Source organism: Glycomyces tritici, assembly GCF_030403505.1.
Map to the genome: position 1 here is coordinate 539,717 of NZ_JAUEMJ010000002.1, position 21,472 is coordinate 561,188.

Annotated in this window: 28 protein-coding genes; 17 read left to right on the forward strand and 11 right to left on the reverse strand. The window is 71.6% G+C overall.

All coding sequences use genetic code 11. The features are described from left to right. Positions 1 to 200: 200 nt before the first annotated feature. Both QWI33_RS07725 and QWI33_RS07730 read right to left on the reverse strand, forming a co-directional pair. Positions 201 to 1,145 carry an aldo/keto reductase gene (locus QWI33_RS07725; RefSeq protein ID WP_289956496.1) on the reverse strand — a complete coding sequence of 315 codons (945 nt, stop codon included), beginning with the start codon at positions 1,143 to 1,145 and terminating at the stop codon, positions 201 to 203. A gap of 129 nt (positions 1,146 to 1,274) precedes the next feature. Continuing rightward, entirely contained in the window at positions 1,275 to 2,048 is a 774-nt protein-coding gene (locus QWI33_RS07730) for an SDR family oxidoreductase (protein ID WP_289956497.1), read from the reverse strand. Positions 2,049 to 2,216: 168 nt separating this feature from the next. Between QWI33_RS07730 and QWI33_RS07735 the strand changes: the two genes are divergently transcribed. From QWI33_RS07735 to QWI33_RS07770, 8 genes are all read left to right on the forward strand, one after another. Continuing rightward, complete coding sequence (locus QWI33_RS07735) at positions 2,217 to 3,068, forward strand: helix-turn-helix transcriptional regulator (protein ID WP_289956498.1); 852 nt, start codon at positions 2,217 to 2,219, stop codon at positions 3,066 to 3,068. Positions 3,069 to 3,191: 123 nt separating this feature from the next. Beyond that, on the forward strand, positions 3,192 to 3,647 hold the full coding sequence (locus QWI33_RS07740; protein ID WP_289956499.1) for an SRPBCC domain-containing protein: 456 nt from the start codon (positions 3,192 to 3,194) through the stop codon (positions 3,645 to 3,647). Further along, positions 3,644 to 3,997 (forward strand): ArsR/SmtB family transcription factor, encoded by a 354-nt coding sequence (locus QWI33_RS07745; protein WP_289956500.1) that lies wholly within the window; start codon positions 3,644 to 3,646, stop codon positions 3,995 to 3,997. The genes QWI33_RS07740 and QWI33_RS07745 overlap by 4 nt, the downstream gene beginning before the upstream one ends. 14 nt (positions 3,998 to 4,011) lie before the next feature. After that, a complete protein-coding gene (locus tag QWI33_RS07750) occupies positions 4,012 to 4,458 on the forward strand; it encodes an SRPBCC family protein (protein ID WP_289956501.1) in 447 nt (148 codons plus the stop codon). Positions 4,459 to 4,570: 112 nt separating this feature from the next. Further along, positions 4,571 to 5,119 carry a hypothetical protein gene (locus tag QWI33_RS07755; protein WP_289956502.1) on the forward strand — a complete coding sequence of 183 codons (549 nt, stop codon included), beginning with the start codon at positions 4,571 to 4,573 and terminating at the stop codon, positions 5,117 to 5,119. A 50-nt stretch (positions 5,120 to 5,169) separates the two neighbouring features. Beyond that, positions 5,170 to 5,832 (forward strand): class I SAM-dependent methyltransferase, encoded by a 663-nt coding sequence (locus QWI33_RS07760; protein WP_289956503.1) that lies wholly within the window; start codon positions 5,170 to 5,172, stop codon positions 5,830 to 5,832. A gap of 63 nt (positions 5,833 to 5,895) precedes the next feature. After that, complete coding sequence (locus tag QWI33_RS07765) at positions 5,896 to 6,540, forward strand: TetR/AcrR family transcriptional regulator (protein WP_289956504.1); 645 nt, start codon at positions 5,896 to 5,898, stop codon at positions 6,538 to 6,540. After that, positions 6,537 to 7,334 carry an NAD(P)H-binding protein gene (locus QWI33_RS07770; RefSeq protein ID WP_289956505.1) on the forward strand — a complete coding sequence of 266 codons (798 nt, stop codon included), beginning with the start codon at positions 6,537 to 6,539 and terminating at the stop codon, positions 7,332 to 7,334. The genes QWI33_RS07765 and QWI33_RS07770 overlap by 4 nt, the downstream gene beginning before the upstream one ends. Positions 7,335 to 7,350: 16 nt before the next feature. Here QWI33_RS07770 and QWI33_RS07775 read toward each other — a convergent pair whose 3' ends face one another. Continuing rightward, positions 7,351 to 8,637, reverse strand: a complete 1,287-nt coding sequence (locus QWI33_RS07775; RefSeq protein ID WP_289956506.1) for an APC family permease — start codon at positions 8,635 to 8,637, stop codon at positions 7,351 to 7,353. An 80-nt stretch (positions 8,638 to 8,717) separates the two neighbouring features. Between QWI33_RS07775 and QWI33_RS07780 the strand changes: the two genes are divergently transcribed. Further along, on the forward strand, positions 8,718 to 9,182 hold the full coding sequence (locus QWI33_RS07780) for an Lrp/AsnC family transcriptional regulator (protein WP_289956507.1): 465 nt from the start codon (positions 8,718 to 8,720) through the stop codon (positions 9,180 to 9,182). Here QWI33_RS07780 and QWI33_RS07785 read toward each other — a convergent pair whose 3' ends face one another. Beyond that, complete coding sequence (locus QWI33_RS07785; protein ID WP_289956508.1) at positions 9,183 to 9,611, reverse strand: hypothetical protein; 429 nt, start codon at positions 9,609 to 9,611, stop codon at positions 9,183 to 9,185. 93 nt (positions 9,612 to 9,704) lie between these two features. On the opposite strand from QWI33_RS07785, the gene QWI33_RS07790 reads away from it, so the two are divergent. Next, positions 9,705 to 10,091: a MerR family transcriptional regulator gene (locus QWI33_RS07790; protein WP_289956509.1), complete on the forward strand. Its 387-nt coding sequence runs from the start codon at positions 9,705 to 9,707 to the stop codon at positions 10,089 to 10,091. Here QWI33_RS07790 and QWI33_RS07795 read toward each other — a convergent pair. Beyond that, on the reverse strand, positions 10,045 to 10,665 hold the full coding sequence (locus QWI33_RS07795) for a TetR/AcrR family transcriptional regulator (protein ID WP_289956510.1): 621 nt from the start codon (positions 10,663 to 10,665) through the stop codon (positions 10,045 to 10,047). The genes QWI33_RS07790 and QWI33_RS07795 overlap by 47 nt on opposite strands. Positions 10,666 to 10,702: 37 nt before the next feature. On the opposite strand from QWI33_RS07795, the gene QWI33_RS07800 reads away from it, so the two are divergent. Next, positions 10,703 to 11,029: a rhodanese-like domain-containing protein gene (locus QWI33_RS07800; RefSeq protein ID WP_289956511.1), complete on the forward strand. Its 327-nt coding sequence runs from the start codon at positions 10,703 to 10,705 to the stop codon at positions 11,027 to 11,029. A gap of 113 nt (positions 11,030 to 11,142) precedes the next feature. Further along, the gene (locus QWI33_RS07805; RefSeq protein ID WP_289956512.1) at positions 11,143 to 11,601 is read left to right on the forward strand and encodes a DUF2871 domain-containing protein; all 459 of its coding nucleotides are present in this window, start codon (positions 11,143 to 11,145) and stop codon (positions 11,599 to 11,601) included. A gap of 54 nt (positions 11,602 to 11,655) precedes the next feature. On the opposite strand, the gene QWI33_RS07810 is transcribed toward QWI33_RS07805, so the two are convergent. Then, complete coding sequence (locus tag QWI33_RS07810; RefSeq protein WP_289956513.1) at positions 11,656 to 12,597, reverse strand: NADP-dependent oxidoreductase; 942 nt, start codon at positions 12,595 to 12,597, stop codon at positions 11,656 to 11,658. A gap of 188 nt (positions 12,598 to 12,785) precedes the next feature. Between QWI33_RS07810 and QWI33_RS07815 the strand changes: the two genes are divergently transcribed. After that, entirely contained in the window at positions 12,786 to 13,403 is a 618-nt protein-coding gene (locus tag QWI33_RS07815) for a cellulose binding domain-containing protein (RefSeq protein WP_289956514.1), read from the forward strand. A 4-nt stretch (positions 13,404 to 13,407) separates the two neighbouring features. Here QWI33_RS07815 and QWI33_RS07820 read toward each other — a convergent pair whose 3' ends face one another. The 5 genes from QWI33_RS07820 to QWI33_RS07840 all read right to left on the reverse strand — a co-directional run bounded on the left by QWI33_RS07820 (position 13,408) and on the right by QWI33_RS07840 (position 17,827). Next, positions 13,408 to 13,878 (reverse strand): OsmC family protein, encoded by a 471-nt coding sequence (locus tag QWI33_RS07820; protein ID WP_289956515.1) that lies wholly within the window; start codon positions 13,876 to 13,878, stop codon positions 13,408 to 13,410. Further along, a complete protein-coding gene (locus QWI33_RS07825) occupies positions 13,875 to 15,065 on the reverse strand; it encodes a winged helix DNA-binding domain-containing protein (RefSeq protein ID WP_289956516.1) in 1,191 nt (396 codons plus the stop codon). The genes QWI33_RS07820 and QWI33_RS07825 overlap by 4 nt, the downstream gene beginning before the upstream one ends. Before the next feature lie 5 nt (positions 15,066 to 15,070). Then, positions 15,071 to 15,919, reverse strand: coding sequence for an NAD(P)H-binding protein (locus QWI33_RS07830; RefSeq protein ID WP_289956517.1), 849 nt, complete (start codon positions 15,917 to 15,919; stop codon positions 15,071 to 15,073). Positions 15,920 to 16,053: 134 nt separating this feature from the next. After that, on the reverse strand, positions 16,054 to 16,482 hold the full coding sequence (locus tag QWI33_RS07835; protein ID WP_289956518.1) for an SRPBCC family protein: 429 nt from the start codon (positions 16,480 to 16,482) through the stop codon (positions 16,054 to 16,056). Between the two features lie 193 nt (positions 16,483 to 16,675). After that, complete coding sequence (locus QWI33_RS07840) at positions 16,676 to 17,827, reverse strand: FAD-dependent monooxygenase (protein WP_289956519.1); 1,152 nt, start codon at positions 17,825 to 17,827, stop codon at positions 16,676 to 16,678. Between the two features lie 159 nt (positions 17,828 to 17,986). On the opposite strand from QWI33_RS07840, the gene QWI33_RS07845 reads away from it, so the two are divergent. The 4 genes from QWI33_RS07845 (at position 17,987) to QWI33_RS07860 (ending at position 21,460) form a co-directional block, all read left to right on the forward strand. Then, the gene (locus QWI33_RS07845; protein WP_289956520.1) at positions 17,987 to 18,925 is read left to right on the forward strand and encodes a GntR family transcriptional regulator; all 939 of its coding nucleotides are present in this window, start codon (positions 17,987 to 17,989) and stop codon (positions 18,923 to 18,925) included. A 42-nt stretch (positions 18,926 to 18,967) separates the two neighbouring features. Continuing rightward, positions 18,968 to 19,891, forward strand: coding sequence for an NAD-dependent epimerase/dehydratase family protein (locus tag QWI33_RS07850; RefSeq protein WP_289956521.1), 924 nt, complete (start codon positions 18,968 to 18,970; stop codon positions 19,889 to 19,891). A gap of 73 nt (positions 19,892 to 19,964) precedes the next feature. Next, positions 19,965 to 20,279, forward strand: coding sequence for a DUF4190 domain-containing protein (locus QWI33_RS07855; protein WP_289956522.1), 315 nt, complete (start codon positions 19,965 to 19,967; stop codon positions 20,277 to 20,279). Between the two features lie 41 nt (positions 20,280 to 20,320). Further along, complete coding sequence (locus tag QWI33_RS07860) at positions 20,321 to 21,460, forward strand: trypsin-like serine peptidase (RefSeq protein ID WP_289956523.1); 1,140 nt, start codon at positions 20,321 to 20,323, stop codon at positions 21,458 to 21,460. Positions 21,461 to 21,472: the final 12 nt, after the last annotated feature.

Consider the following 21,472-nt stretch of genomic DNA (forward strand, 5'->3'; position numbering starts at 1 on the left):
ATCGCCATGATAGGGCCGAACGGTGAACGGGCGGGTGCGCGTCGCGGCGGGCCGGCGGGCGCCACGGCTGCGCTCGGGGCGTTCCCGCCGCTGTTCCGCCGGTACTCCGCCTCGCCGAACGCACCGAACGCACGCAGACTGGTCTCGGCGCCGCAGGCCGGCCTCGGGAGACGCCGCGGCCCGCCCCTTTCGCGGTTCGCCTACGCCCCGATGACGTCGGAGAGTGCGGTGAGCTCGTCCGCCTCGTCCCGCGTCAGCTCCAGTTCGGCCGAGGCCAGGAGCGGGTCGAGCTGGTCCACGGTGCGCGCGCCCGCGATCGGCGCGGTGATGCCGGGCCGGGTGCGCGTCCACGCCAGCGCGACCGAGGCGATGGCGACGCCCCGGTCCTGCGCGATCCGGTCGAGCTTCTCGATGATCGCGAGGCCGGACGGGTTGAGGTGCTTGGCGGCCGAGTCGCCGCGGACGCTGTGCTTGAGGTCGGCCTCGGTGCGGTACTTGCCGGTGAGGAACCCGGAGGCGAGCGCGTGGTACGGGAGGCCGCTGAGGCCCTCGGCCACGGCGATGTCGCGCAGGCCGGGCTCGAAGGTGCTGCGGCTGACCAGGCTGTACTTGGGCTGCAGGGCGACCGGGCGGGCCGCGCCGATCGACGCGGTGATGTCGAGCCATTCGCGGACCCGCTCGGGGCTGTAGTTCGAGACGGCGATGTGGCGGACCTTGCCGGCGGTCACGAGGTCGTTGAAGGCGGTGACGGTCTCCTCGAGCGGCGTGTCGTGGTCGTCGAAGTGGGCGTAGTAGACGTCGATGGCCTCGACGCCGAGGCGTTTGAGGGAGGCTTCGGCGGCGGCCCTGACGTTCGGTCCGGCCAGGCCCTTGAACTGGGGGTGCTGGGAGACCTTGGTGGCGACGAGCAGGTTCTTGTGGCGGTTCTTGGCGAGCCAGGTGCCGATGACGGTCTCGGACTCGCCGCCGGAGTTGCCCGGGGCCCAGGCCGAGTACGAGTCGGCGGTGTCGACGAGGTTGCCGCCGGCGGCGGTGAACGCGTCGAGGACGGCGTGCGCCTCGGCCTCTTCGGTGTTCCACCCGAAGGTGTTGGTGCCCAGGACGATGGGGTGGATCTCGATGTCGGTCCTGCCGAGCTTGGCCATGTCGAACCTCCGTGCTGTCTGTGCTTGCCGGGACGCGTGGCGCCCTTGCCGATAGTGCTCCGACGGCAATCCTGCCACGCGTCCCGCCGACACAGCCCCCGTTTGTGAACGATCGTCCGGAACCCGGTCCTAGACCTGGCCGGTGGGCATGACGGTGATCTCGGGGATGTTGACGCGGGCGGGCTGCTGCGCCAGGAAGGCGACGGCCTCGGCGATGTCGGAGGATTCGAGGACCTCGTAGGCGGCGAACGCTTCGGCGAGCCACTCGTTGACGCCGTCGTCGGTGACGTGGGCCTGCAGCTCGCTGCGGACGATCCCCGGCTCGACGGCCGAGACGCGCACCCGCTGGGGGCCGAGTTCGGCGCGCAGGTTGCGGGACATGTGGCTGACGAACGCCTTCGATCCGGTGTAGACGGCGAACTTGGGGAAGACGCCGGTGGCCGCGATCGACGAGGTGTTGACCAGGTCGGCCACGCCCTTGTCCGCGGCGGCCGCGACGAGCTGCGGGGTGAAGGCGCCGATGGCGTTCATCAGACCGGTGATGTTCAGGTCGATCTGGCGCTGCCACAGGTCGGTGCGCAGTTCGTTGACGCCCGAGGGCAGCATGACGCCGGCGTTGTTGAACAGGAGGTCGGCGGTGCCGAGTTCGGCTTGGACGCGCTCGGCGGCGGCGTTCAGGGAGTCGAGGTCGGTGACGTCGACGGGCAGCGCGAGGGCGGTGCCGCCGAGCTTCTCGATGCGGTCGGCGAGGTCCTTGAGGCGGTCGGCGCGGCGGGCCAGGAGGGCCACTGCCGCTCCGCGCTCGGCGAGGAGTTCGGCGGTGGCCTCGCCGATGCCGCTGGAGGCGCCGGTGATGACGGCGACGCGGTTCGCGAGCGGCAGGTTCGTGTTCACAGTGGACATCTGATTCCTTCGGTGTGCTTGGCGTTCAGGGCGGTTGCTCCGTCCTGCGACCAACTACAGCACCGGTTCGGCCCCGATGCCGCCGCTAGAAAGGCCTTCTCGTGACTGGCCCCGCCAGTACCACCCTCGGCCCGGCGGGGGTGCCGGACCCGGGGCACCATTGGTGGCATGGACCGACGCGCTGAGATCTCGGACTTCCTCCGCACCAGGAGGGCCCGCGTGCGCCCGCAGGACGCGGGCCTGCGCGACGACGGGCGCGTCCGGCGCGTCCCGGGCCTGCGCCGCGACGAGGTGGCGCGGCTGGCGAACATGAGCGTCGAGTACTACACGCGCCTGGAGCAGGGCCGGGCCGCCAACCCGTCGCCGGAGGTCCTTGAGGCGCTGGCGGAGGCGCTGCGGCTCGACCAGGCCGAACGCGACCACCTGGTGGACCTGGCCGGTCGCCGCAGGCCGCGCAAGCGCGGGCCGATCGCGGCGCAGCGGGTGCGGCCCGGCCTGCTCCTGATGCTGCAGAACCTGGACGGCGTCCCGGCGTTCCTCCTCGGCAGGCGGATGGACGTGCTCGCCTCGAACCGCCTGGCGAAGGCCGTGATCGCCGACTTCGACGCGATGCCCGCGAAGCAGCGGAACATGGCCCGGTGGAGCCTGCTCGCCCCGGAGGCGAAGGAGCTGGTGGTCGACTGGGAGACCATGGCCCGCGACAACGTGGCGGCGCTGCGGTACGAGGCCGGGCGGCACCCCGAGGACCGGCAGCTCGCCGACCTGGTGGGTGAGTTGACCCTCGGCTGCCCGGAGTTCAGCGCGTGGTGGAACGACCACGACGTCCTGCGGCGCACGCACGGGGTCAAGCGGTACGTCAACCCGCTGGTCGGTGAGTTGGAGTTCGCCTACGAGGCCTTCGCGCTCCCTGACGATCCCGACCAGTCGCTGTGCGTCTACAACGTCGAGCCCGGCTCGAAGAGCGCCGAGGCGCTGCGCCTGCTCGACAGCTGGACCGCCCCGGCCGCACAGCGACCCTGAGTATTTTCACCGGCTTGACCAGGTGATTCGGTTCCTGATCCGACTTTTAGCAACGAAAGGTTGCACGTTCCCGCCGCTTGCGGTAGCGTGATACGCAACCAAACGTTGCGAAAGGAAGCGATCATGGAACACGGATCGATCGAGCGGGAGATCCGCATCGAGGCCTCGCCCGAGGTCGTCTTCGACGTGGTGAGCAGCCCCGAGCACCTCAAGGCCTGGTGGCCCGACGAGGCGGAGCTCTCACCGGAGGGCAACGGCCGCATCGGGTTCGACAAGGGCGGCGAAGGGACCGACTGGGAGCAGTTCACCGTGGTGGACGCGATGGCGCCCCGGCACTTCTCGTTCCGGTGGACCCACCCGGCGGGCGAAGCGGCCGTCCCCGGCAACTCGTACCTGGTCGTCTTCGAGCTCGAGCCCGCCGGCACCGGCACGCTCCTGAAGATGACCGAGACCGGCTTCCGCGAGCGCGGCTGGGCCGAGGCCAAGGTCGCCGCCGAGTACGCCGACCACGGGAACGGCTGGGACTACTTCCTGCCGCGCCTGGTGCCGTACGCCGAGAAGGTCGGGGCCGGGCGATGAGCACCGCGGTCGACGACGACCTCTGGTCGGCGATCGGCGACCCGACCCGCCGCCGCATGCTCGACCTGCTGCTCGGCAGCGGCAGCGGCACGGCCACCAGCCTCAGCGAGCACCTGCCGGTCACCCGCCAGGCCGTCGCGAAGCACCTCGCCGTCCTCGACCGCGTCGGCCTCGTGCACGCCGCGACCAGTGGGCGCGAGAAGCACTTCCGCGTGGACGAGACCCAGCTGGCGCGCGCCGTCGCCCAGCTCGAAGAGGTCGGATCCTCGTGGGACTCCCGGCTCCAGCGCATCAAGCGCCTCGCCGAGACCATCGAGAAGCAGCGGCAAGAGACCGAGAACGAACGCTAGAAGGGAACCTGATCATGGTGGACATCCTGCACCGCATCGCCGCCAAGGGCGCGGCCGCGGAACAGACCTACGACGCACTGACCACACTGGAGGGCCTCTCCAGGTGGTGGACCGAGAACACGACCGGCACCACGGACGTGGGCGGGCGCATCTCGTTCAAGTTCGAGAACGGCGACTTCGAGATGGAGGTCGCCGGGCTCGAGCAGGGGAAGCACGTCCTCTGGGAGGTCGTCGGCGGCAGCGCGCCCGAGTGGATCGGCACGAAGATCCACTGGGACCTGCGCGAGGAGGACGACTACACGGTCGTGCTGTTCAAGCACGAAGGGTGGGCCGAGCCCGTCGAGTTCATGCACCACTGCAGCACCAAGTGGGGCTCGTTCCTGCTGAGCCTCAAGCAGCTCCTGGAGACCGGCCGGGGCGCGCCGTGGCCGCACGACCCGCACATCGACAACTGGGGCTGAGCCGCAGGGGAAGCGGGGAGGGCCGATGCCCTCCCCGCTTCTTGCTACCCGTGAGTAACCATACGGTGGCGGTGGATGACGGGTTTGCCCCCACTGGATATGATTCGCGACCATGACGACCATCTTCGAGGTGTTGACCTGGGGCCGTGAGGGAACCAGGGTCGACGGCCGGCTCACCAGCCGCCTCGGGCGCGGCACCCGGTTCCCGTGCGGGACCGAGTTCGGGCTGCAGCTGCTCATGGACGCCTGGTTCCAGGGCTTCGGCACGATGGCGCTCGACCTCGGCACCGCCAAGGAGTTCGAGGAGTGCTTCGAACTGTTCCTCGGCAAGCAGGTCTGGACCGACGACGAGGGCCACCTCCTCGACGCGGCCACCAAAGCGCCCGTGCAGCCCCGGGTGAAGGCGGCCGACCACTACGCCGACCGGCTCGACGGCTCCGCCGGCAGCTCCGGCGGCTACCGCTACCTCGTCCTCAAACCGCAGGGCGAGGAGTTCCTGCGCCGCGCCGCCGCGATCATCGCGTCCTTCGCGATCGAGAGCGAACCCGGCGGCGAGAAGGCCCGCTTCACCATCGAGGCCGCCGACCCGCGGTATGTGGCCCACATGGAGCGGCACCTCTACTTCCAGACCGCCTTCAACGGCCGCCTCCCCGCCGCTTGAGCACCGACGCGTGCGCGGCCCCGGGAGACCGCCACCGGTAGGGTCCCCGCATGGGAGACAACGGGTACGAGCGCACCACTCGCGAACGATACGACCACTTCGCCGGCGAGTACTTCGAGCGGTTCCGGGACTCGATGGGCGACCGGACCTTCGACCGCTCGATGATCGCGGCGTTCACCGAACTCGTGCAGGCCTCGGGGAACCGGCAGGTGCTCGACATCGGCTGCGGGCCGGGCCATGTCACCGAGTACCTGGCCGGACTGGGCCTGGACGCGCGCGGGGTCGACCTCTCCCCCGAGATGATCGCGATCGCCCGCAGGGCCTACCCGGACCTCGCGTTCGCGACCGGCGACATGACCGCGGTCGACCTGCCCGACGGCACGCTCGGCGGGATGCTGTCGCGCTCCTCGATCATCCACACCCCGCCCGAAGCGCTGCCCGCGGTCTTCGAGGAATGGCTCCGGCTGCTCGCGCCCGGCGGGCACCTGCTGCTGATCTTCCAGGCGCACACCGACACCTCGCAGCTCGCGTGGGCGTTCGACCACGCGGTGACGACCGCGTACCGGCTCTCGGTCGGCCGCCTCGCGGACCTCCTGGCCGCGACCGGGTTCCAGGAGGTCGTCCGCCAGATCGTGGCCGCGGAAGAGGACGACCACCGCGGCTTCCACTGCGGCTACCTGCTCGTGCGCAAGCCGGGAGGCACGGAGGAGTGAGGTAATCATCCTCACAGATAATTCAATTATCCATTTGGTTGATTAACTGGTAGCGTCTTCGGCATGGAACCGAAGAGGCCCGCTCGTCGCACCCCCGAACCCGCCGAGCGGGTGCGGGACGCCGAGCGCACCAAGCGGAAGCTGCTCGACGCGGCCCTGACCGAGTACGCCGCCAACGGCTACGACGGGGCCCGCGTCGGGGAGATCGCCGCGCGCGCCGGCGTGAACAAGCAGCTCATCAGCTACTACTTCGGCGGCAAGGAAGGCCTGTTCCGCGCCATGCAGCGCGAATGGCTCGACCACGAGCGCGACCAGGCCGGCCCGGACGTGCCCGCCGACGACGTCATGCGCTGGTACCTGCGCGACAACCTCAAGGACCCGCGGATCGGCCGCCTCGCCCTCTGGCAGGCCCTCGCCGAGGACCTCCCCGAAGAGGAGTCCCAAGAGGACGCCGACCGCGAACTCGGGCAGATGCGCGAACGCCAGGCGCGCGGCGAGATCGCCGCCGAACTCGACCCGGCCGCCGTGCAGATCGCGATGATGGGCATGACACTCGCCCCGGTCGCCTTCCGCCGCACCGCGAAACGCCTCTTCGGCGTCGACATCGACGACCCCGAATTCGAGACCCGATACGGCGACACCCTGTCTCGCATCCTCGCGAGGCTCGCCGAGGAAACCGAACACCACTCCGAAAGGAACACCTCATGACCGTGCTCGTGACCGGCGCCCGAGGCGCCATCGCCCGCAACGTGATCGACCTCCTGCTCGAGGCGTCCACGCCCGTGCGCGCCGCCAGCCGCGTCCCCGGCGCGGCCGACCTCCCCAAAGGCGTCGAACCCGTGCGGGTCGACTTCACCGCACCCGAGACCCTCGCGCCCGCACTGGAAGGCGTCGAGAAGGTCTTCATGTACGCCGCCCACGAAGGCATCGACGCGTTCATCGCCGCCGCGCAGGAGGCCGGGGTGAAGCACATCGTGCTCCTGTCCTCCGCGGCCTCGGCCGACCCCGAGAGCGAGATCGGCGCCATGCACGTCGCGGCCGAGCGCCCCTTGGAGGCCTCCGGCATCCCGTGGACCTTCGTCCGCCCGGCCATGTTCGCCAGCAACTCGCTCTGGTGGGCCGAGTCCATCCGGGGCGAGGGCGCAGTTCGCCTGCCCTACCCGGACGCACCGGTCAACCCGATCCATGAGCGCGACATCGCCGAGGTCGCCTACGCCGCCCTCACCGACGACGGCCACGAAGGCCGCATCCACGTGATCGACGGACCCGGGCACCTCACGCAGCGCCGCCAGATCGAGCTCATCGGCGAGGCCCTCGGCCGCGAGATCGCCGTCGAGGCGCTGCCGCGCGAAGTGGCCGCGAAGTACATGCCGGAGTCGCTGCTCGACATGCTCGCCGCCGGCTCGACCGAGGTCTGGGGCCCCACCTCGGAGGCCGTCACCGGCCGCCCGGCCCGCACCTACGCGGACTGGGTCGCCGACCACGTCGACGACTTCCGCTGACCTGCAAGGAAACCAGTTACGCCCCCTGCCGCACCGCAACCGGGTGCGGCAGGGGGCGCCCTCGTCGCAGACGCAGGTAGGCGAGGGCCAGTACGGCGATCCCCAAGGGCAGCAGCAGGTACCAGGAGAGCGCGGTGCCGATGGCGGCCGTGCACGCCGTCGCGAGCAGCGCGCGGACGCGGGCCCGGCCCGAGAGCAGCCGGACCGCCGCCGCGCACGCCAGGACCGTGACCCCGGCGAGGACCGCCGAGGTCGCGCGCATCTGCACGTCGAGGCCGAGCCCGAACCAGGTCGCCCCGAGGAACGCGGTCCCCGAGAGGACCGCGAGCACCGCGAGGCTGCGGTGCGGGGTACGGCCGGGCTCGTGGCCCTTGGCCAGCGGCGCGGGCATCGCGCCGTCGCGCGCGAGCGCCGCCCCGAGCCGGGAGGCCCCGGCGATGAAGGTGTTCATGGCGCCCAGGCTGAGCAGGGCCGCGCAGACGGCGGTGAGCGGCGCCGCCGCCGGACCGAAGCCGTACGCGAGCAGGTCCGTGAGCGGCACGGCCGAATCGGCGGCGCCCCCGCCGAGCACGCCCGCGGTGGCGGTCGCGAGCGCCAGGTAGACCGTGGCGACGATGAGCAGGGCGAGCGCGGTGACACGGCGCAGCTGCCGGGTGGGGTCGGTGAACTCGCCGGAGAGGTGGCTCGCGGCCTCCCAGCCGGAGAACGCGTAGAACAGGACCGCGGCGGCGGAGAAGACGCCCGCGAGGCCGTGCGGTGCGAACGGGCGCAGGTTCGCCGGGTCGAAGTGCGGCAGGGCGGCCGCGCACGCGACCGCGAGGAGCGCGATGAGCAGCCCCATGAGGATCAGCTGCGCGCCGCCGGAGAGGCGCAGGCCGATGTGGTTGGCGGCGAACGCGATCGCCAGGAGCATCGCGGCGATGGCGGTGACGGCGGTGCCGCCGAGCCCGGCGGCGTCGGCGATGTAGGCCGCGCCGACGAGCGCGGCCGAGCTGGCGCCCACGGGGATGACGCTGAAGAACCACCACCCGCAGACGGCGGCGGCGCGGTCGCCGAAGGCCGCGCGGGTGAACGTCGCGACGCCGCCCGCGTCCGGCCTGCGCGCGGCCAGCTCGGCGAAGGTGGCGGCGACCGGGATCGAGAGGACGAGGAGCGCGACCCAGGCGAGGAGGGCGGCGGGCCCGGCCGCTTTCGCGGCCAGGCCGGGCAGGGCCAGCACCCCGGGGCCGAGGATCGCGCCGAGGTAGAGGGCGGTGCCGCGCGCGGTCCCCAGGGAGCCGTGCGGCGGTGGTCGGTCGTTCATGTGGAGCAACGCTAAGCGGGCGTTCGGCCGCACCGGGGGTCTGCCGAACGTTCGGCCGGTATCGGGGCGATAATCCGCGGATGGACGAACTTGACGCATCGATCGTGCGGTTGCTCCAGTCGGATGCGCGGCTGTCGAACCGGGAGCTGGCCCGCCGGCTCGGGGTCGCGCCGTCCACCGCGCTGGAGCGGGTCCGGGCGCTGACGAAGCGCGGGGTGATCCGCGGCTACGGCGCCGATGTGGACCTCGCGGCGCTCGGCCGGCGCGCGGAGGCGCTGGTGTCGGTGCAGCTGCGCCAGCACCAGCGGTCCTCGTACGAGTCGTTCCGGGAGACCGTGGGCTCGTGGCCGGAGGTCGTGACCCTGTTCGTGGTCTCCGGCGGCAGCGACATCGTGATCCACGTGGCCGTGTCCGATGTCGAACGGCTGCATGCGTTCCTGGTCGACCGGCTCGGCACGCGGCCCGAGGTCGCGCGGTTCCAGACCTCGATGGTGTTCCAGCGCCACCACAACCGGGTGCTCGAGCCGCTGCCGCCCGAGGACTAGTCAGGCCCGGCGGGCCCGGTTCCAGAGTCCGAGCTGCACGGCGCCCCAGGCGGCCTCGACGACGAGGAAGCCCCACAGCAGCTGCGGGCCGCCTTGGGCGAGGGCGTTGACCATCGCCGCGGAGAACAGGACGCGGGCGAACCCGTCGAAGAGGCCGTGCAGCACTTGGGGACGGACGACCCGCAGCACCGACCAGACCACGACGACCGATCCCATCAGGTTGGCGTAGAAGACCTGCATGAGGTCGAGTTCGGGGAAGCCGCGCAGGCCGAGCGCGCCGCTCAGGGCGTCGAGCGCGCCGTGCAGGAGCATGAACGTCCAGGGCGTGGCGAAGCCGGCGGTCACGATGAGGTCGTAGACCGCGCTGGAGCGGACGAGCCGCAGGTATGCGTCGGATCGGCTCGGGGCCGAGAGGGTCAGGGCGGTCATGGCGGGGCTCCATTCGTTCGGGTGGCGGGGACGGCCTACCGTAAACGGTGGAGTGCACTCCAAGGTCAAGTCGAAGCGGAGCGGGGAGGCAGTGTGCGCATCGGCGAGCTGTCGGAGCGGTCGGGCCTGAGCAGGGACGCCATCCGGTTCTACGAGAAGACCGGGTTGGTCGAATCACACCGCTCCCCCAACGGCTACCGCGAGTTCGCGGCGGACGCGGTCCCGTGGCTCGCGTACGTGCGCACGGCGCAGCGGCTGGGGTTCTCGCTCGCGGAGATCGCCGCGCACGGCGCGGAGCTCAGGGAGGCGCCGGATTCGGCCGCCGCGCTCTCGGCGCTGTTCGCGGCGAAGATCGCGGTCGTCGACGCGAAGATGGCCGAGCTGGCCTCCCTGCGCGAAGAGCTGGCCGAGCGGGCGGGCACCGCGTGCCCGCTCAGGCCCGACCCGCCGCGGTCCACATTCGGCGCACGCCCGACCTGACGCGCTCCTCCCCCAGCTCGGGCAGCAGCGCGGTCAGCAGCTCGGCGTCGACCATCGCGAGCAGGGCGTGCGCCGTGTGCTCGGCGTCCTCGTCGCGCGGCAGCAGGATCGCGACATGGCGGTGCCAGAAGCGGTAGGCGCCGATGCGGTACCGCGCGCCCGGACTCGCCGTCTCGGACATGCGCACGAGCGGCAGGTACTCGAGCGCGTAGTCCAGGTACGCGTCCGCGAAGGCCGTGAGGCGGTCCCGTTCGGGCGCACCGGGTCCCAGCGGCGGCGGGCCGCTGAGGACCGCTTCCTGGAGCACGCGCTCGCGCGCGTCCAGGAGCGCCGCGGCGAGCCCGGCCTTGTCGCCGAAGCGGCGGAACAGCGTGCCCTTGCCGACCCCGGCGGCGGCGGCGACCTTGTCCATCGAGACGGCCTCGACCCCTTGATCGGCGAAGAGCCGGGCCGCCGCGTCCAGGATCGCGGCGCGGTTGCGGGCCGCGTCGGCGCGCTCCTTCGGCGGCGGCGTGCGCAGCAGCTCAAGCGGGGTTGCAGAAACGGACCGTGGTCCGTTAATATCGTCGTACACATCTGGACTATAGTCCACTTACTTGGAAGGCGATGCCATGACCGCGCTCATCACCCGCGAGGAACTCCAGGCCGCGATCGCGAGCGGCACCGTGACCGTCCTCGACGCCCTCGGCGGCGAGTACCACGCGAAGCAGCACCTGCCCGGGGCGCTCCCGCTCGTGCTCGCCGAGGTCGACGCCCGCGCACCGGAGCTCCTGCCCGACCGCGACGCCGCGATCGTCACCTACTGCTCGAACGAGGCCTGCCCCAACAGCGGCCAGGTCGCCGAGCGGCTCCAAGGCCTCGGCTACACGAACGTGCGCAAGTACAAAGAGGGCATCGAGGACTGGACCGGCGCGGGCCTGCCCGTCGAATCCGCCTGAGCCGCAACCGGTGCGGCCGCTCCTGAGGCGGGCGGCCGCACCGCGGGGCGCTACGGTGGCCTCGCGACACCCGCATCACCCGCCCCACCGGTGACCGATCCCCGAGGTACCACGTGAAACTGCTCTTCCACACCGCCAACATCTACATGATCCTGGGCCTGGTCAGCGGCCTGTACTACCGCGAGCTCACCCATCTCAGCGGCTTCGAGGGCGAGACGAGGCTGAGCGTCGTCCACACCCACCTGCTCGCACTCGGCATGCTGTTCTTCCTCATCGCGCTCGCCCTGGAGAAGGTCTTCGCCCTCAGCGAGAGCCGCCTCTTCAAGTGGTTCTACTGGGTCTACAACGGCGGCCTGGCACTCACGGTGGCCGTGCTGATCCTGCGCGGGACGCTGACGGTGCTCGACGCCGAGCCGACCGGCGCCGCCGACTCGGCCCTCGCCGGCATCGCCGGATTCGGGCACATCGTGCTCACGGTCGGCCTGATCCTGTTCTTCCACACCATCGAGAAGCGCATCAAGGCGGAGCAGCGCCCCGAGGAGGCCGCCGAGCCCGAGCCGGCCCCGGCCTAGACGAGAACGAAGCGGGGCCGGAGGCGTGCGCCTCCGGCCCCGCCTTCATGCGGGCTACTCGATGAGGAGCACGGTCTTGCCGCGGGACTTGCCCGCCATCAAGCGCGCCAAGGCCTCCGCGGCGTCCTCCAGCGGGACCTCGAAGTCGATGCGCATCCGCAGCTGCCCCAGCTCGACCGCATCGGCGAGGGACTTGAGCGTCGCCGGGCGGGCGTCGGCGTAGAGGTTCGCGCCGCGCAGGCCGCGCGTGGCGAGCACCTCGTCGTCGACCGCCCCGTTCGAGGAGACGATCACCCCGTTCGGCTTGAGCAGCGCCGCGATCGGCTCGATCTCCCCGCGACCTGAGATGAGGTCCACAATGGCGTCGATGCCGTCGGGGTGGGCCGAGCGCACCTGCTCGGCGACGGGGCCCTGGGTGAAGTCGACGGTCTCGGCCGCGCCGAGCTCGCGCAGGTAGTCGGCGGTCGCGGGGTCGGTGGTGCCGATGACCCTGACGCCCTGCGCGGCGGCGAACTGCACGGCGGCCTGCCCGACACCGCCGGACGCGCCGTTGACGAGCAGCGTGCAGCCGGGGCCGATCCCGGTGCCCTCCACGAAGTCGTGGGCCGCCGCACCCGCGGTCGGCAGGGCCGCGGCGGTGCCGAACGAGAGGCCGGCGGGCATCCGGGCGAGCTTGGCGGCCTTGGCGACCGCGAACTCCGCGTAGGAGCCGCGGCCCTGCTGGACGTCCATGAACTGGCCGAAGACCCGCTCACCGGGCGCGAAGTCCGCGCCCTCGCCGACCCGCTCCACCGTGCCCGCCCCGTCGGAGCCGAGCACGAGCGGGAAGGCGTGCTCCACCGATCCGCGCATCGCGCCCTCGACGACCTTCCAGTCGAAGGGGTTCACCCCCGCCGCGGCGAGGCGCACGAGCACTTCGTCGGGGCCCGGATCGGGAACGGGAAGCTCGACCAGCCTCGGCTCGGTATCGAAATCGGTGACTACGACGGCACGCATGGACATCCCTTCGGTTCGGCCCGGATCCGCGCCGGCCACCGGCGCGGGTCCAGGCAGTTCGGGTTTGCGCGCGGGGCCTCGTACACCGCATCTCAGGTACTCTGCTCCCTGGCTCTACACAATAGAGTCCCGCGCCCTGCCCATAGGCCGCAAACCCCGCAAACCCGATCCTGCCCGAGGAGTTCCCCATGCGCCCATGGATGAACCGCGCCGTGCGCCGCGGACGCATCCACGGCCGCCTGATGCTCGTGCTCATCGCGGTCGCCGTCCTCGTCTCGGCCGCCGCGGTCTGGCAGTTCAGCGCGCTCCGCGACGACCACGACCCCGACCTCGCCCGCTTCGACGACGAGGAGACCGCCACCACCGAGAGCGCCGCGGCCGTCGCCGAGACCCCGCCGAGCAGCGCCCCGGCACCGCCCTCCCCCACCGTCTCCGCATCGCCGACCGAGGCCGCCTCGAGCAGCGCGGCCGCGAGCGAGCCGGCCGGGACCACGGAGGCGATCGTCACCGGCCCGCAGTGCACGGCCTCGCTGACCCTCGACAACGAGTGGAGCGAATCGGTGTCGGTCACCGTCACCATCGCCAACACCGGCGCCGACCCGGTCGACGGCTGGGAGGTGCAGATCGGGATCAAGCACCTGAGTGTGACCGCGACCTGGGGCATCGCCCATATCGAGGGTGAGCGGTACGGCGACGTCCTGTTCAACGCCGCGATCGACGCGGGCGAGAGCGTCGACGCGAGCTTCCAGGCCGAGGTGCAGGGACGCTACGAGATCCCGGAGACGGTGCCCTGCACGCCGGTCTGATCGGTCATCCGATGTGGATGGTCGGGCGGTGGTGGACCGGGAAGTTCACCGAGTTCGCGATGAAGCAGTCCTTGCTCGCGTCGTGGTGGAGCGCCAGCGCGCGGTCGGCCTTCTCGGGGTCGGCGATCGTGACGACCGGGGCGAGGGTCACCTCCGTGAAGCGCCCGCCGTGCCCGTCCTCGCCCATGGTGCCGGTCGCGGTGTCCTCGTAGGCGGTGACGACGAGGCGCTCACGCGCGCACAGCGACAGGTAGGTGAGCATGTGGCAGTCGGCGAGGCTGGCGACCAGCAGCTCCTCGGGGTTCCAGCGCTCGGGCTGGCCGCGGAACGCGGGGTCGGCGCTGGCCTGGATCACGGGCTTCCCGGCGGCGAGAAGATCGTGGTCGCGTCCGTAGGCGCGGTAGTTCGCGGTGCCTTCGCCGGTGTTGCCGGTCCAGCGCATCGTGATCTCGTAGTGGTGCTCGCGACCGCTCATGGCGGGCTCCTTCCGGTTCGGGGGCGGGGCGGTGGCCGAAATCGTAACCGAGGGGCCAGCAGCACGGTCCGGCCTGCGGGGAGCCGCGGCCACCAGTGGTGGTAGCGGGAGTACGCATCGGGGTCGCGGTCGGCGAGGAGCGCGGCGAGCGCTTCGGCTTCGGCGGCGAGCCCGGTCCAGTCGTCGTCGGTGAGGGGCCGGAGCGCGGTCGCCTCGATGCCGGCGGGGGTGGTGCGCCAGACGCCGGCGGCGCGGCCGTCGACCAGGATCATCGGGAGGACGTCGCCGTTGTTGCGGATGACGGCGGCGCGCAGGTCGGCGGGGATGGTGCGGCTGCGGTCGTGGTAGGCGAGGAAGACGTTGTCCCACATGGCCATCAGGCGGGGCGGTGCGGGGGTCTGGGGGTCGGGGATCGCGGCGTCGGGGAGGTCGTAGAGGGTTTCGCCTTGCGGGCCCTGGTGTTGGCGGAGTCGTTCGCCGAGGGCTGCGACGGCCTGTTTGACCCTGCCGCGCTGGACCATCGCGAACTGGGCGACGTCGGGGATCGAGGCGGGGCCGAATCCGGCGAGGTAGCGCAGGACGAGGTCGGCGAGCGCGTGGTCGGCGGCGTCGCGGTCGCCGAGGGCGGGCCGGTCGGGCGGGGCGAGGTAGGCGACCTTCTCGTTGAACCGCCAGGGGCCGCCGAGCGGGACGCGCAGGAGCGGCGCGTACTGGCGGATGCCGGGCCAGGCGGCTTTCGCGGTGTCGGGGCCGAGCCGTTCGGCGAGCAGGGCTTCGCAGTCGCGGGCCGTGCGGGGCTCGGTGGTGAACGGGAGGAGGTCCGCGGCGTGCCGGGCGGCTTCGGTCGCGGTGATGCCGGCTTCGGTGATGCGGGTGCCGAGTTTGGCGGCGTAGAGGGAGGGCTCGGTGGCTTCGCGGAACGGCCGGTAGTCGGCGGCGGCGACGGCGTGGAGGGTCATGCGGATGGGGTTGCCGCGCACGAGGTCGAAGGCGGTGAACGCGTGGTCGAGGTCGGCGGGGTCGAAGCCCGAGATGCGGTTCCACAGTCCGATGTAGGGGGACGCGGGCGACTGGGCCTGGACGGCGACGGCGGCGCGGACGGCGTCGACCACGCCGTTCGGGCGGCGTTGCAGGAGGGACTGCCGGTCGAGGGTGGCGCGGTTGAGGTGGTCGGCGGTGAGCTGCATGGGCGTTAGCGTCGCAGGTACTCGGCGAAGGTCGTCGGGGGCGTCCCGGTGAGCCGTTCGACGTCGCCGGGCGCGGCGGCGAAGCGGGCTTCGCGTACGGAGCGGAACATGCTGGCGTAGGCCTCGATGAGCCACTCGGGTCCGCCGTCGGCGGCGAGGCGTTCGCGGTAGTCGGCGTCGTCGATCGGCTTGTACCGCAAGGGCTTTCCGTGCGCCGCGGTCGCGGCGGCGGCGATCTGGTCGCCGGTGAGGGCTTCGGGGCCGGTGAGGTCGACGGCGCCTTCGATGCGGGCGGTCGCGGCGGCGGCCAGCGCGCGGGCGACGTCCTCGCGGGCGACGAGGGAGGTGCCGGCGTCGCCGAGCGGCAGGGCGAGTTCGCCGGTGTCCGTTGCGATGCCGTTCGAAGCGGTGCCGTTCGCAGCGGAGCCGAGCCAGGTGGCGGTGAAGAAGTCGGCGAAGACGGAGGTGCGGGCGAGGCAGTGGGGGCGGTCGGCGAGGAGGGCTTCGGTCTCCCGGTGGCCGGGTGCGTAGTAGAAGCGCGAGTCCGGGGCGATGTCGATGATGCTGGTGTAGACGATGTGCACGTCGGGCGGGCAGGCGGCGATGATGTTGCGGTGGTGGCGGGCCATCGTCTCGGCGGTGCCGTCGCTGGAGACCATCACGAGGGTGTCGAGGCCGCGGAACGCCTCGGTCAGGGACGCGGGCTCGTCGTAGTCGGCGCGCCGGGCGGTGGGGCCGGGCGGGAGGGCTTCGGGGCGCCGGGCGAGGGCGAGGAGGTCGTCGCGTCCTGCGGCGAGGAGGTGGCGGATGACGGCCGAGCCGATGCCGCCGGTCGCGCCGGTGATGCCGATCATGCCGGCTCCGTTCAAGGTTCGGCCCCGGTCGCTGGTGCGGCCGGGGCGGTGGGGCTCCAATGGTGCCTGAACGGAGGGGGGCGGGCGCGTCGGGGCCGGCTCCTGGTGGGCCGGCCCCGGCGCCTCCGCGGGGATCAGGCTTTTGCGAGGTAGGCGAGGCAGGAGTCGAGCAGCATCTGGCTGCCCTCCTTGGCCATGTCGTGCTCCTCTTTGGTGGAGCAGGTCTGCGAGATGGTGAGGCGGGTGCGGTTCTCGCCGAGGTCGACCAGATCGAGGCGCATGACCTCTTCGCCGCCGCCGGGCGTGTCCATGCCCATGACGAGCAGTTCGTTCTCGACGACCTCGATGTAGCGGCCGGTGATCGGGAACTCCTGGCCGTCGGGGGTGACGACGGTGGCGGTGTAGCGGCCGTTCGGAGTCGGGTCCATGGACACCGAGCCCGGCTTCGAGTAGCTCCAGGCCTCGTACGGCGCGTCCTCGGTCCAGGCGGCCCAGACGGCGTCGACGGGGGCGTCGGCTTCGGCGGTGAGGGTGTAGGTGCGGGCGGTCTCGTCGGTGCTCATCTCGGATCTCCTCGGTTCGTGTCGTTCGGTGCTATGCCCATTAGGACGCCGCGGCCGTTCCGGATTCATCGGTACCGCGAAAAATTGTTTTCGATCCGCGTGATGGGCTGCCTGAGCAGTGGGAGCCCGGTTGGAGCGGGGTGGGAGCGGGCAGGGGTGCGGGTGCGGTGCGTGCCGTTGCGGCCCTTGGCTGCTAGTCGAGGAGCGCGTCCAGGTCGATGGCGTTCTTGGCCTCGTCGGTGCGGGCGGTGCGGACCTCCGGGGGCGTCGCCTGCGGGTCCATGAGGGCCAGCGCCTGGTTGACCTCCACGAAGGGGCGCATGCGCCGCTCGTAGCGGGCGAACGCCAGTTCGTGGTCGCCGGTGCGGCCCAGTTCGAGGGCGAGGACGTAGGCGCCGACGAGGGCGAGGCTCGTGCCCTGGCCGGAGAGGGGCGCGGCGCAGTGGGCGGCGTCCCCGACGAGGGTCACGCGCCCCGCGGACCAGGTGTCCATGCGGATCTGGGCCATGGCGTCGAAGTAGAAGTCGTCGGCCTTCCACATCCGTTCGAGGAAGCCCGGGACCTCCCAGCCGAAGCCGGTCACGTGGTCGGCGACGAGCTGCTTCTGCGCCTGGGTGTCGCGGTGGTCGTAGTCGATGGGTGCGGCCGCGAAGCCGAGGTAGATCCGCAGTTCGGTGTTGTCGCGGACGGTCATGACCGCGCCGCCGGTGGCGCCGCCGTCGTTCGAAGGACCGTTGAACCAGGTCTGCCACCGGTCCAGGCCGAGGTAGTTCTCCTGGCTGAAGACGCCGAGGTAGGTGCCGAGGTGGTGGAGGTACTGCGCTTCGGGTCCGAAGGCGGTCTTGCGGGTGTTGGAGTGGAGGCCGTCGGCGCCGACGACGAGGTCGAAGCGGCGGGTCGGGGCGCGCTCGAACTCGACGGTGACGCCGTCGGTCCCCTGGTGGATCGCGGTGATGGAGTCGTCGTAGCGGTATTCGATGCCGTGGGTCTGCTCGTGGATGAGGTCGACGAGGTCGTCGCGGAGGATCTCGATGTCGTCGGAGTCGAGGCTGCCGGAGGAGAGGGCGAACTCCTCGGAGCGGAAGACCTCGTTGCCCGCGGGGTCGAGCATGTTCATGCCGTTGGTGTGGTTCTTGAGGGCTTGGGCGCGGTCTTCGAGCCCCATGCGGCGCAGGACCTGGAGGGCGGCGCCGCGGATGTCGACGGCCTGGCCGCCGCGGCGGGGCTGCGGGGCGCGCTCGACGACGACGGGGGTGAGGCCCTGCTCGCGGAGCCAGTAGGCGAGGGCGGTGCCGGCGATGCTGGAGCCGGAGATGAGAACGGTGCGGTTGAGGACGGCGGTCATGGGTTCCTCCGGATACGTTGTACTGAGTTGCTGGGGACTACCGTATGAAAATCGCGGTTGACCTGCAAATACGTCCTTGAACTGCCCTAGTACAGGTGAGGGTCTGGAGGCGGGGTGCGGTTAGGATCTGTCGTAGTACAGACCTGAGGGAGGGCCGCCGTGGCCGAGCCGACCGAGCCGCCGTACGCGCGCATCGCCGCCGAGCTGAGCAGGCGCATCGCCGATCGGGAGCTGGCTCCGGGCGACAAGGTGCCGTCCACTCGGCAGGTCGCCCAGGAATTCGGTGTGGCACTGGCCACAGCGACGAAGGCGTTGGACGTGCTGCGCGCCGAGGGACTGGTGATCACGCGGCCGCGCTCGGGCACGGTGGTCGCGCCGAGGCGCGCCGCCGCCAGGGGCGCCGAGGCCGCGGAACTCACCCGGGAGCGCCTGCTCGCCGAGGCGGTCGAGATCGCCGACGGCGAAGGGCTGGAAGCGGTCTCGATGCGCGCGGTCGCCAGCCGGTGCGGGGTGGCGCCGATGTCGCTGTACCGGTTCGTGGAGGACAAGGACGAGCTGGTGACCGCGATGGCGGACGCGGTCTACGGGTCCACGGCGTTCGACCGCGACCCGGCCGCGCCGTGGCGGTCCCAAGTGGAGTCGCTGTCGCGGGAGCTGTGGCGGCTGCACCGCGCCCACCCCTGGCTCGGGCGGACCCAGCCGCTCACCAGGCCGCTGCCGCTGCCGAACATCATCAGGCTCGGGGACCGCCTCCTCGGCGCGCTCGAAGGGCTCGGCCTCCCGCCGCACCGGTACTTCGAGCTGCACATCCTGCTGTTCAGCCACATCCTCGGCCTGGCCGCGAACTTCGAGGCCGACCACGCCGCCGTCTCCGAGACCGGCCTGTCCTCGGACGAGTGGACCGACCTCCAGTACCAGCCGCTGTTCGGCGATCCGGCCTTCGTGAGCGCGCACCCGCACTTCTCGAAGCTCTTCGGACACTTCGGCGCCCTGCAGGAGGGGTACGACCTCGACCTCGACGGCCTCTTCGAGCTGGGCCTGGGCCTGATCCTCGACGGCGCCGAGGCCCTGGCCGCGCGGATGGACTCCGCCTCGTAGGTTTCATGACAGCGTTACCGACCAGGAGACCGGGAGCACCCCATGCCAGACCTGCACGTCGTCCTCGGCGCCACCGGCGCCATCGGCTCGTCCGTCGTCGCCGAGCTCACCGCACGCGGGCATGAAGTCCGCGCAGTGAGCCGCAATGCCGAAGGCCCGCAAGGATTCCAGGCGGACATCACCACCGCCGACGGCGCCGCCGCGGCCTGCGCGGGAGCGGCCGTGGTCTACCAGTGCGCGCAGCCGCCCTACGCCCGGTGGGCCGAGGAGTTCGTCGGCCTCACCGACACCGTCCTCACCGGAGTCGAGAAGGCCGGGGCGCGGCTCGTCATGGCCGACAACCTGTACATGTACGGGCCCGTCCAAGAGCCCCTCCACGAGGGCCTGCCGAACGCCGCCGCGTTCCCGAAGGGCCGCGCCCGCGCCCGGGTCGCCGAGATGATCCTCAACGCCCACCGAGAAGGGCGCGTCAGCGCCAGCCTCGGCCGCGCCTCCGACTACTTCGGACCCGGCGGCCTGAACACCATCCTCGGACCCCAGATCTTCGCCGCCGCGGTCGCCGGGAAGACCGCCCGCTGGATCGGCGAACCGGACGAGCCGCACACCGTCTCCTACCTGCCCGACATCGCCGCCGGGCTCGTCACCCTGGGCGAGCACCCCAAGGCCGACGGATACGCGTGGCACCTGCCGGTCGCGCCGCCGACCACCGGCACCGAGTTCCTGGACCTGGTGTGGGAGGCCGCCGGCGGGAGACCCAGGAGCGCCTCGCTCGGCCGCGGCATGCAGCGCCTGATCGGCGCGTTCAATCCGGTCGTCAAGGAGCTCGGCGAGACCTGGTACCAGCGCGACCGCGACTGGATCGTGGACGACACCGCCTTCCGCGCCGCCTTCCCCGAGCACGTCCGGGTGACCCCGCTCGACCAGGCGATCGCCGCCACCGTGACCTGGTTCAAGCGCCGGGCCTGATTCCCCGAAACTCCTCAGACCAGCCGCATCCCTTCGTAGACTGCGCACACTCACCGTCTGCATTGGAGGCGTCATGACGCAGGAGTACGGACCGGGCGCGCAGGTCACCATGCCCAGAGAGATGAACGGGCTCGCCATCGGCGCGTTCGTGCTCTCCATCGTCGGGCTGTGCAGCCCGATCGGCATCCTCGCCCTCATCCTCGGCTATGTGGCGAAGAGCCAGATCAAGTCCCGCAACAACTCCGGCAGCGGACTCGCCAACACGGCGATCATCCTCGGCTGGATCTCCATTCTCGTCGTCGTCGTGTTCGGCATCGCGCTGGCCGTCGGCGGCTGGGAGAGCTGGTCCGACCGCATGGAGGACTACAAGAACGACTACAGCAACTGACCTGGCACGACCGAACCACGCGACGAACGGAAGAGGTCCACTTGCAGGCCAGACGCGCACTCGCCCGAGCCGCCGCCACCGCTCTCACGGCCGCCGCGGCGATCGTCTGGGCACCGCACGCGACCGCCGCCGAGCCGCCGCAGTACCGGTCCGACCAGATCGGCCAGCGCGAGCCGGCCGGCATCGAGCTCGACCCCGGCGGCGCGGAGACGATCGCGCACGCGGACGCGGCGTTCATCAAGGTCCGCTTCGACCAGGTCGAACTCGGCGCGCGGGACGCGATCACCGTCGCGGGTCCGGACGGCGCCGAGTCCTATGAGTACCAGGCGGGCGACGTCGAGGACGGCGGGCTGTGGGCCCTCTCGATCGAGGGCGAGGCCGCGGAGGTGCGGCTCCACGACGCCGACGACGGCACGGCCGCATCGGCGCGCGTCGCCGAGTACTCGCGGGGGCTCAACGAGGCCGAACTCGCGAGCCGCCCGGGCCCGGCCCGGGCGGAGAGCGTCTGCGGACGCGACGACTCGCTCCACGCCGTGTGCTACAAGGAGACCGACCCCGTCGCGTACGGTGCGTCCCGGTCGGTCGCGCGCCTCCTCATCGGCGGCGAGTCGTACTGCACCGGCTGGATCGCCGGGGTCGACCGGCTCCTCACCAACAACCACTGCTTCAGTTCGAGCGCCAAGGCGCGTGTGACCGAGGTGCAGTTCGGGTACGAGTGCATCAGTTGCGCGGGCGGTGCGACGTGGACACCGCTCAAGGTGAGCGGCGCGGGGGTGCTGACGACCGACTGGGGGCTGGACTTCACGCTGTTCACCGTGGCCGAACCGGAGCGGATCGCGCACCTGCCCGCGCTGCAGGCCAGTTCGGCGCCCGTGGGACTGCACGAGCAGATCTACATTCCCGAGCACCCGGGCGGGGGGCCGCTGCGGATCGCGTCGGCCAGCTCGTCCGAGCCGCCCGGGCTCGGCTCGAACTGCCTGGTCGGCGGCGCGGTCCGCGACGGGCGCGTCGCGGACACGGACTTCGCGTACCGGTGCGACACCGAGGGCGGGTCGTCGGGCTCGCCGGTGATCAGCCGTTCGACCGGCCAGGTCGTGGGCCTCCACCACTTCGGAGGGTGCCCGAACCAGGCCGTGCGGATGGACCTGGTCTACCCGCTGATCGCGCCCTACCTGACCTGATCGGAGCGGCAC

Coding starts and splice junctions, on each gene's coding strand:
- QWI33_RS07760 (WP_289956503.1), top strand. CDS start 5,170: ATGGGAGACAACGGGTACGAGCGCACCACTCGCGAACGATACGACCAC.
- QWI33_RS07775 (WP_289956506.1), bottom strand. CDS start 8,637: ATGAACGACCGACCACCGCCGCACGGCTCCCTGGGGACCGCGCGCGGC.
- QWI33_RS07855 (WP_289956522.1), top strand. CDS start 19,965: ATGACGCAGGAGTACGGACCGGGCGCGCAGGTCACCATGCCCAGAGAG.
- QWI33_RS07735 (WP_289956498.1), top strand. CDS start 2,217: ATGGACCGACGCGCTGAGATCTCGGACTTCCTCCGCACCAGGAGGGCC.
- QWI33_RS07765 (WP_289956504.1), top strand. CDS start 5,896: ATGGAACCGAAGAGGCCCGCTCGTCGCACCCCCGAACCCGCCGAGCGG.
- QWI33_RS07745 (WP_289956500.1), top strand. CDS start 3,644: ATGAGCACCGCGGTCGACGACGACCTCTGGTCGGCGATCGGCGACCCG.
- QWI33_RS07750 (WP_289956501.1), top strand. CDS start 4,012: ATGGTGGACATCCTGCACCGCATCGCCGCCAAGGGCGCGGCCGCGGAA.
- QWI33_RS07850 (WP_289956521.1), top strand. CDS start 18,968: ATGCCAGACCTGCACGTCGTCCTCGGCGCCACCGGCGCCATCGGCTCG.
- QWI33_RS07820 (WP_289956515.1), bottom strand. CDS start 13,878: ATGAGCGGTCGCGAGCACCACTACGAGATCACGATGCGCTGGACCGGC.
- QWI33_RS07815 (WP_289956514.1), top strand. CDS start 12,786: ATGCGCCCATGGATGAACCGCGCCGTGCGCCGCGGACGCATCCACGGC.
- QWI33_RS07830 (WP_289956517.1), bottom strand. CDS start 15,919: ATGATCGGCATCACCGGCGCGACCGGCGGCATCGGCTCGGCCGTCATC.
- QWI33_RS07770 (WP_289956505.1), top strand. CDS start 6,537: ATGACCGTGCTCGTGACCGGCGCCCGAGGCGCCATCGCCCGCAACGTG.
- QWI33_RS07825 (WP_289956516.1), bottom strand. CDS start 15,065: ATGCAGCTCACCGCCGACCACCTCAACCGCGCCACCCTCGACCGGCAG.
- QWI33_RS07840 (WP_289956519.1), bottom strand. CDS start 17,827: ATGACCGCCGTCCTCAACCGCACCGTTCTCATCTCCGGCTCCAGCATC.
- QWI33_RS07835 (WP_289956518.1), bottom strand. CDS start 16,482: ATGAGCACCGACGAGACCGCCCGCACCTACACCCTCACCGCCGAAGCC.
- QWI33_RS07755 (WP_289956502.1), top strand. CDS start 4,571: ATGACGACCATCTTCGAGGTGTTGACCTGGGGCCGTGAGGGAACCAGG.
- QWI33_RS07800 (WP_289956511.1), top strand. CDS start 10,703: ATGACCGCGCTCATCACCCGCGAGGAACTCCAGGCCGCGATCGCGAGC.
- QWI33_RS07730 (WP_289956497.1), bottom strand. CDS start 2,048: ATGTCCACTGTGAACACGAACCTGCCGCTCGCGAACCGCGTCGCCGTC.
- QWI33_RS07725 (WP_289956496.1), bottom strand. CDS start 1,145: ATGGCCAAGCTCGGCAGGACCGACATCGAGATCCACCCCATCGTCCTG.
- QWI33_RS07810 (WP_289956513.1), bottom strand. CDS start 12,597: ATGCGTGCCGTCGTAGTCACCGATTTCGATACCGAGCCGAGGCTGGTC.
- QWI33_RS07740 (WP_289956499.1), top strand. CDS start 3,192: ATGGAACACGGATCGATCGAGCGGGAGATCCGCATCGAGGCCTCGCCC.
- QWI33_RS07780 (WP_289956507.1), top strand. CDS start 8,718: ATGGACGAACTTGACGCATCGATCGTGCGGTTGCTCCAGTCGGATGCG.
- QWI33_RS07785 (WP_289956508.1), bottom strand. CDS start 9,611: ATGACCGCCCTGACCCTCTCGGCCCCGAGCCGATCCGACGCATACCTG.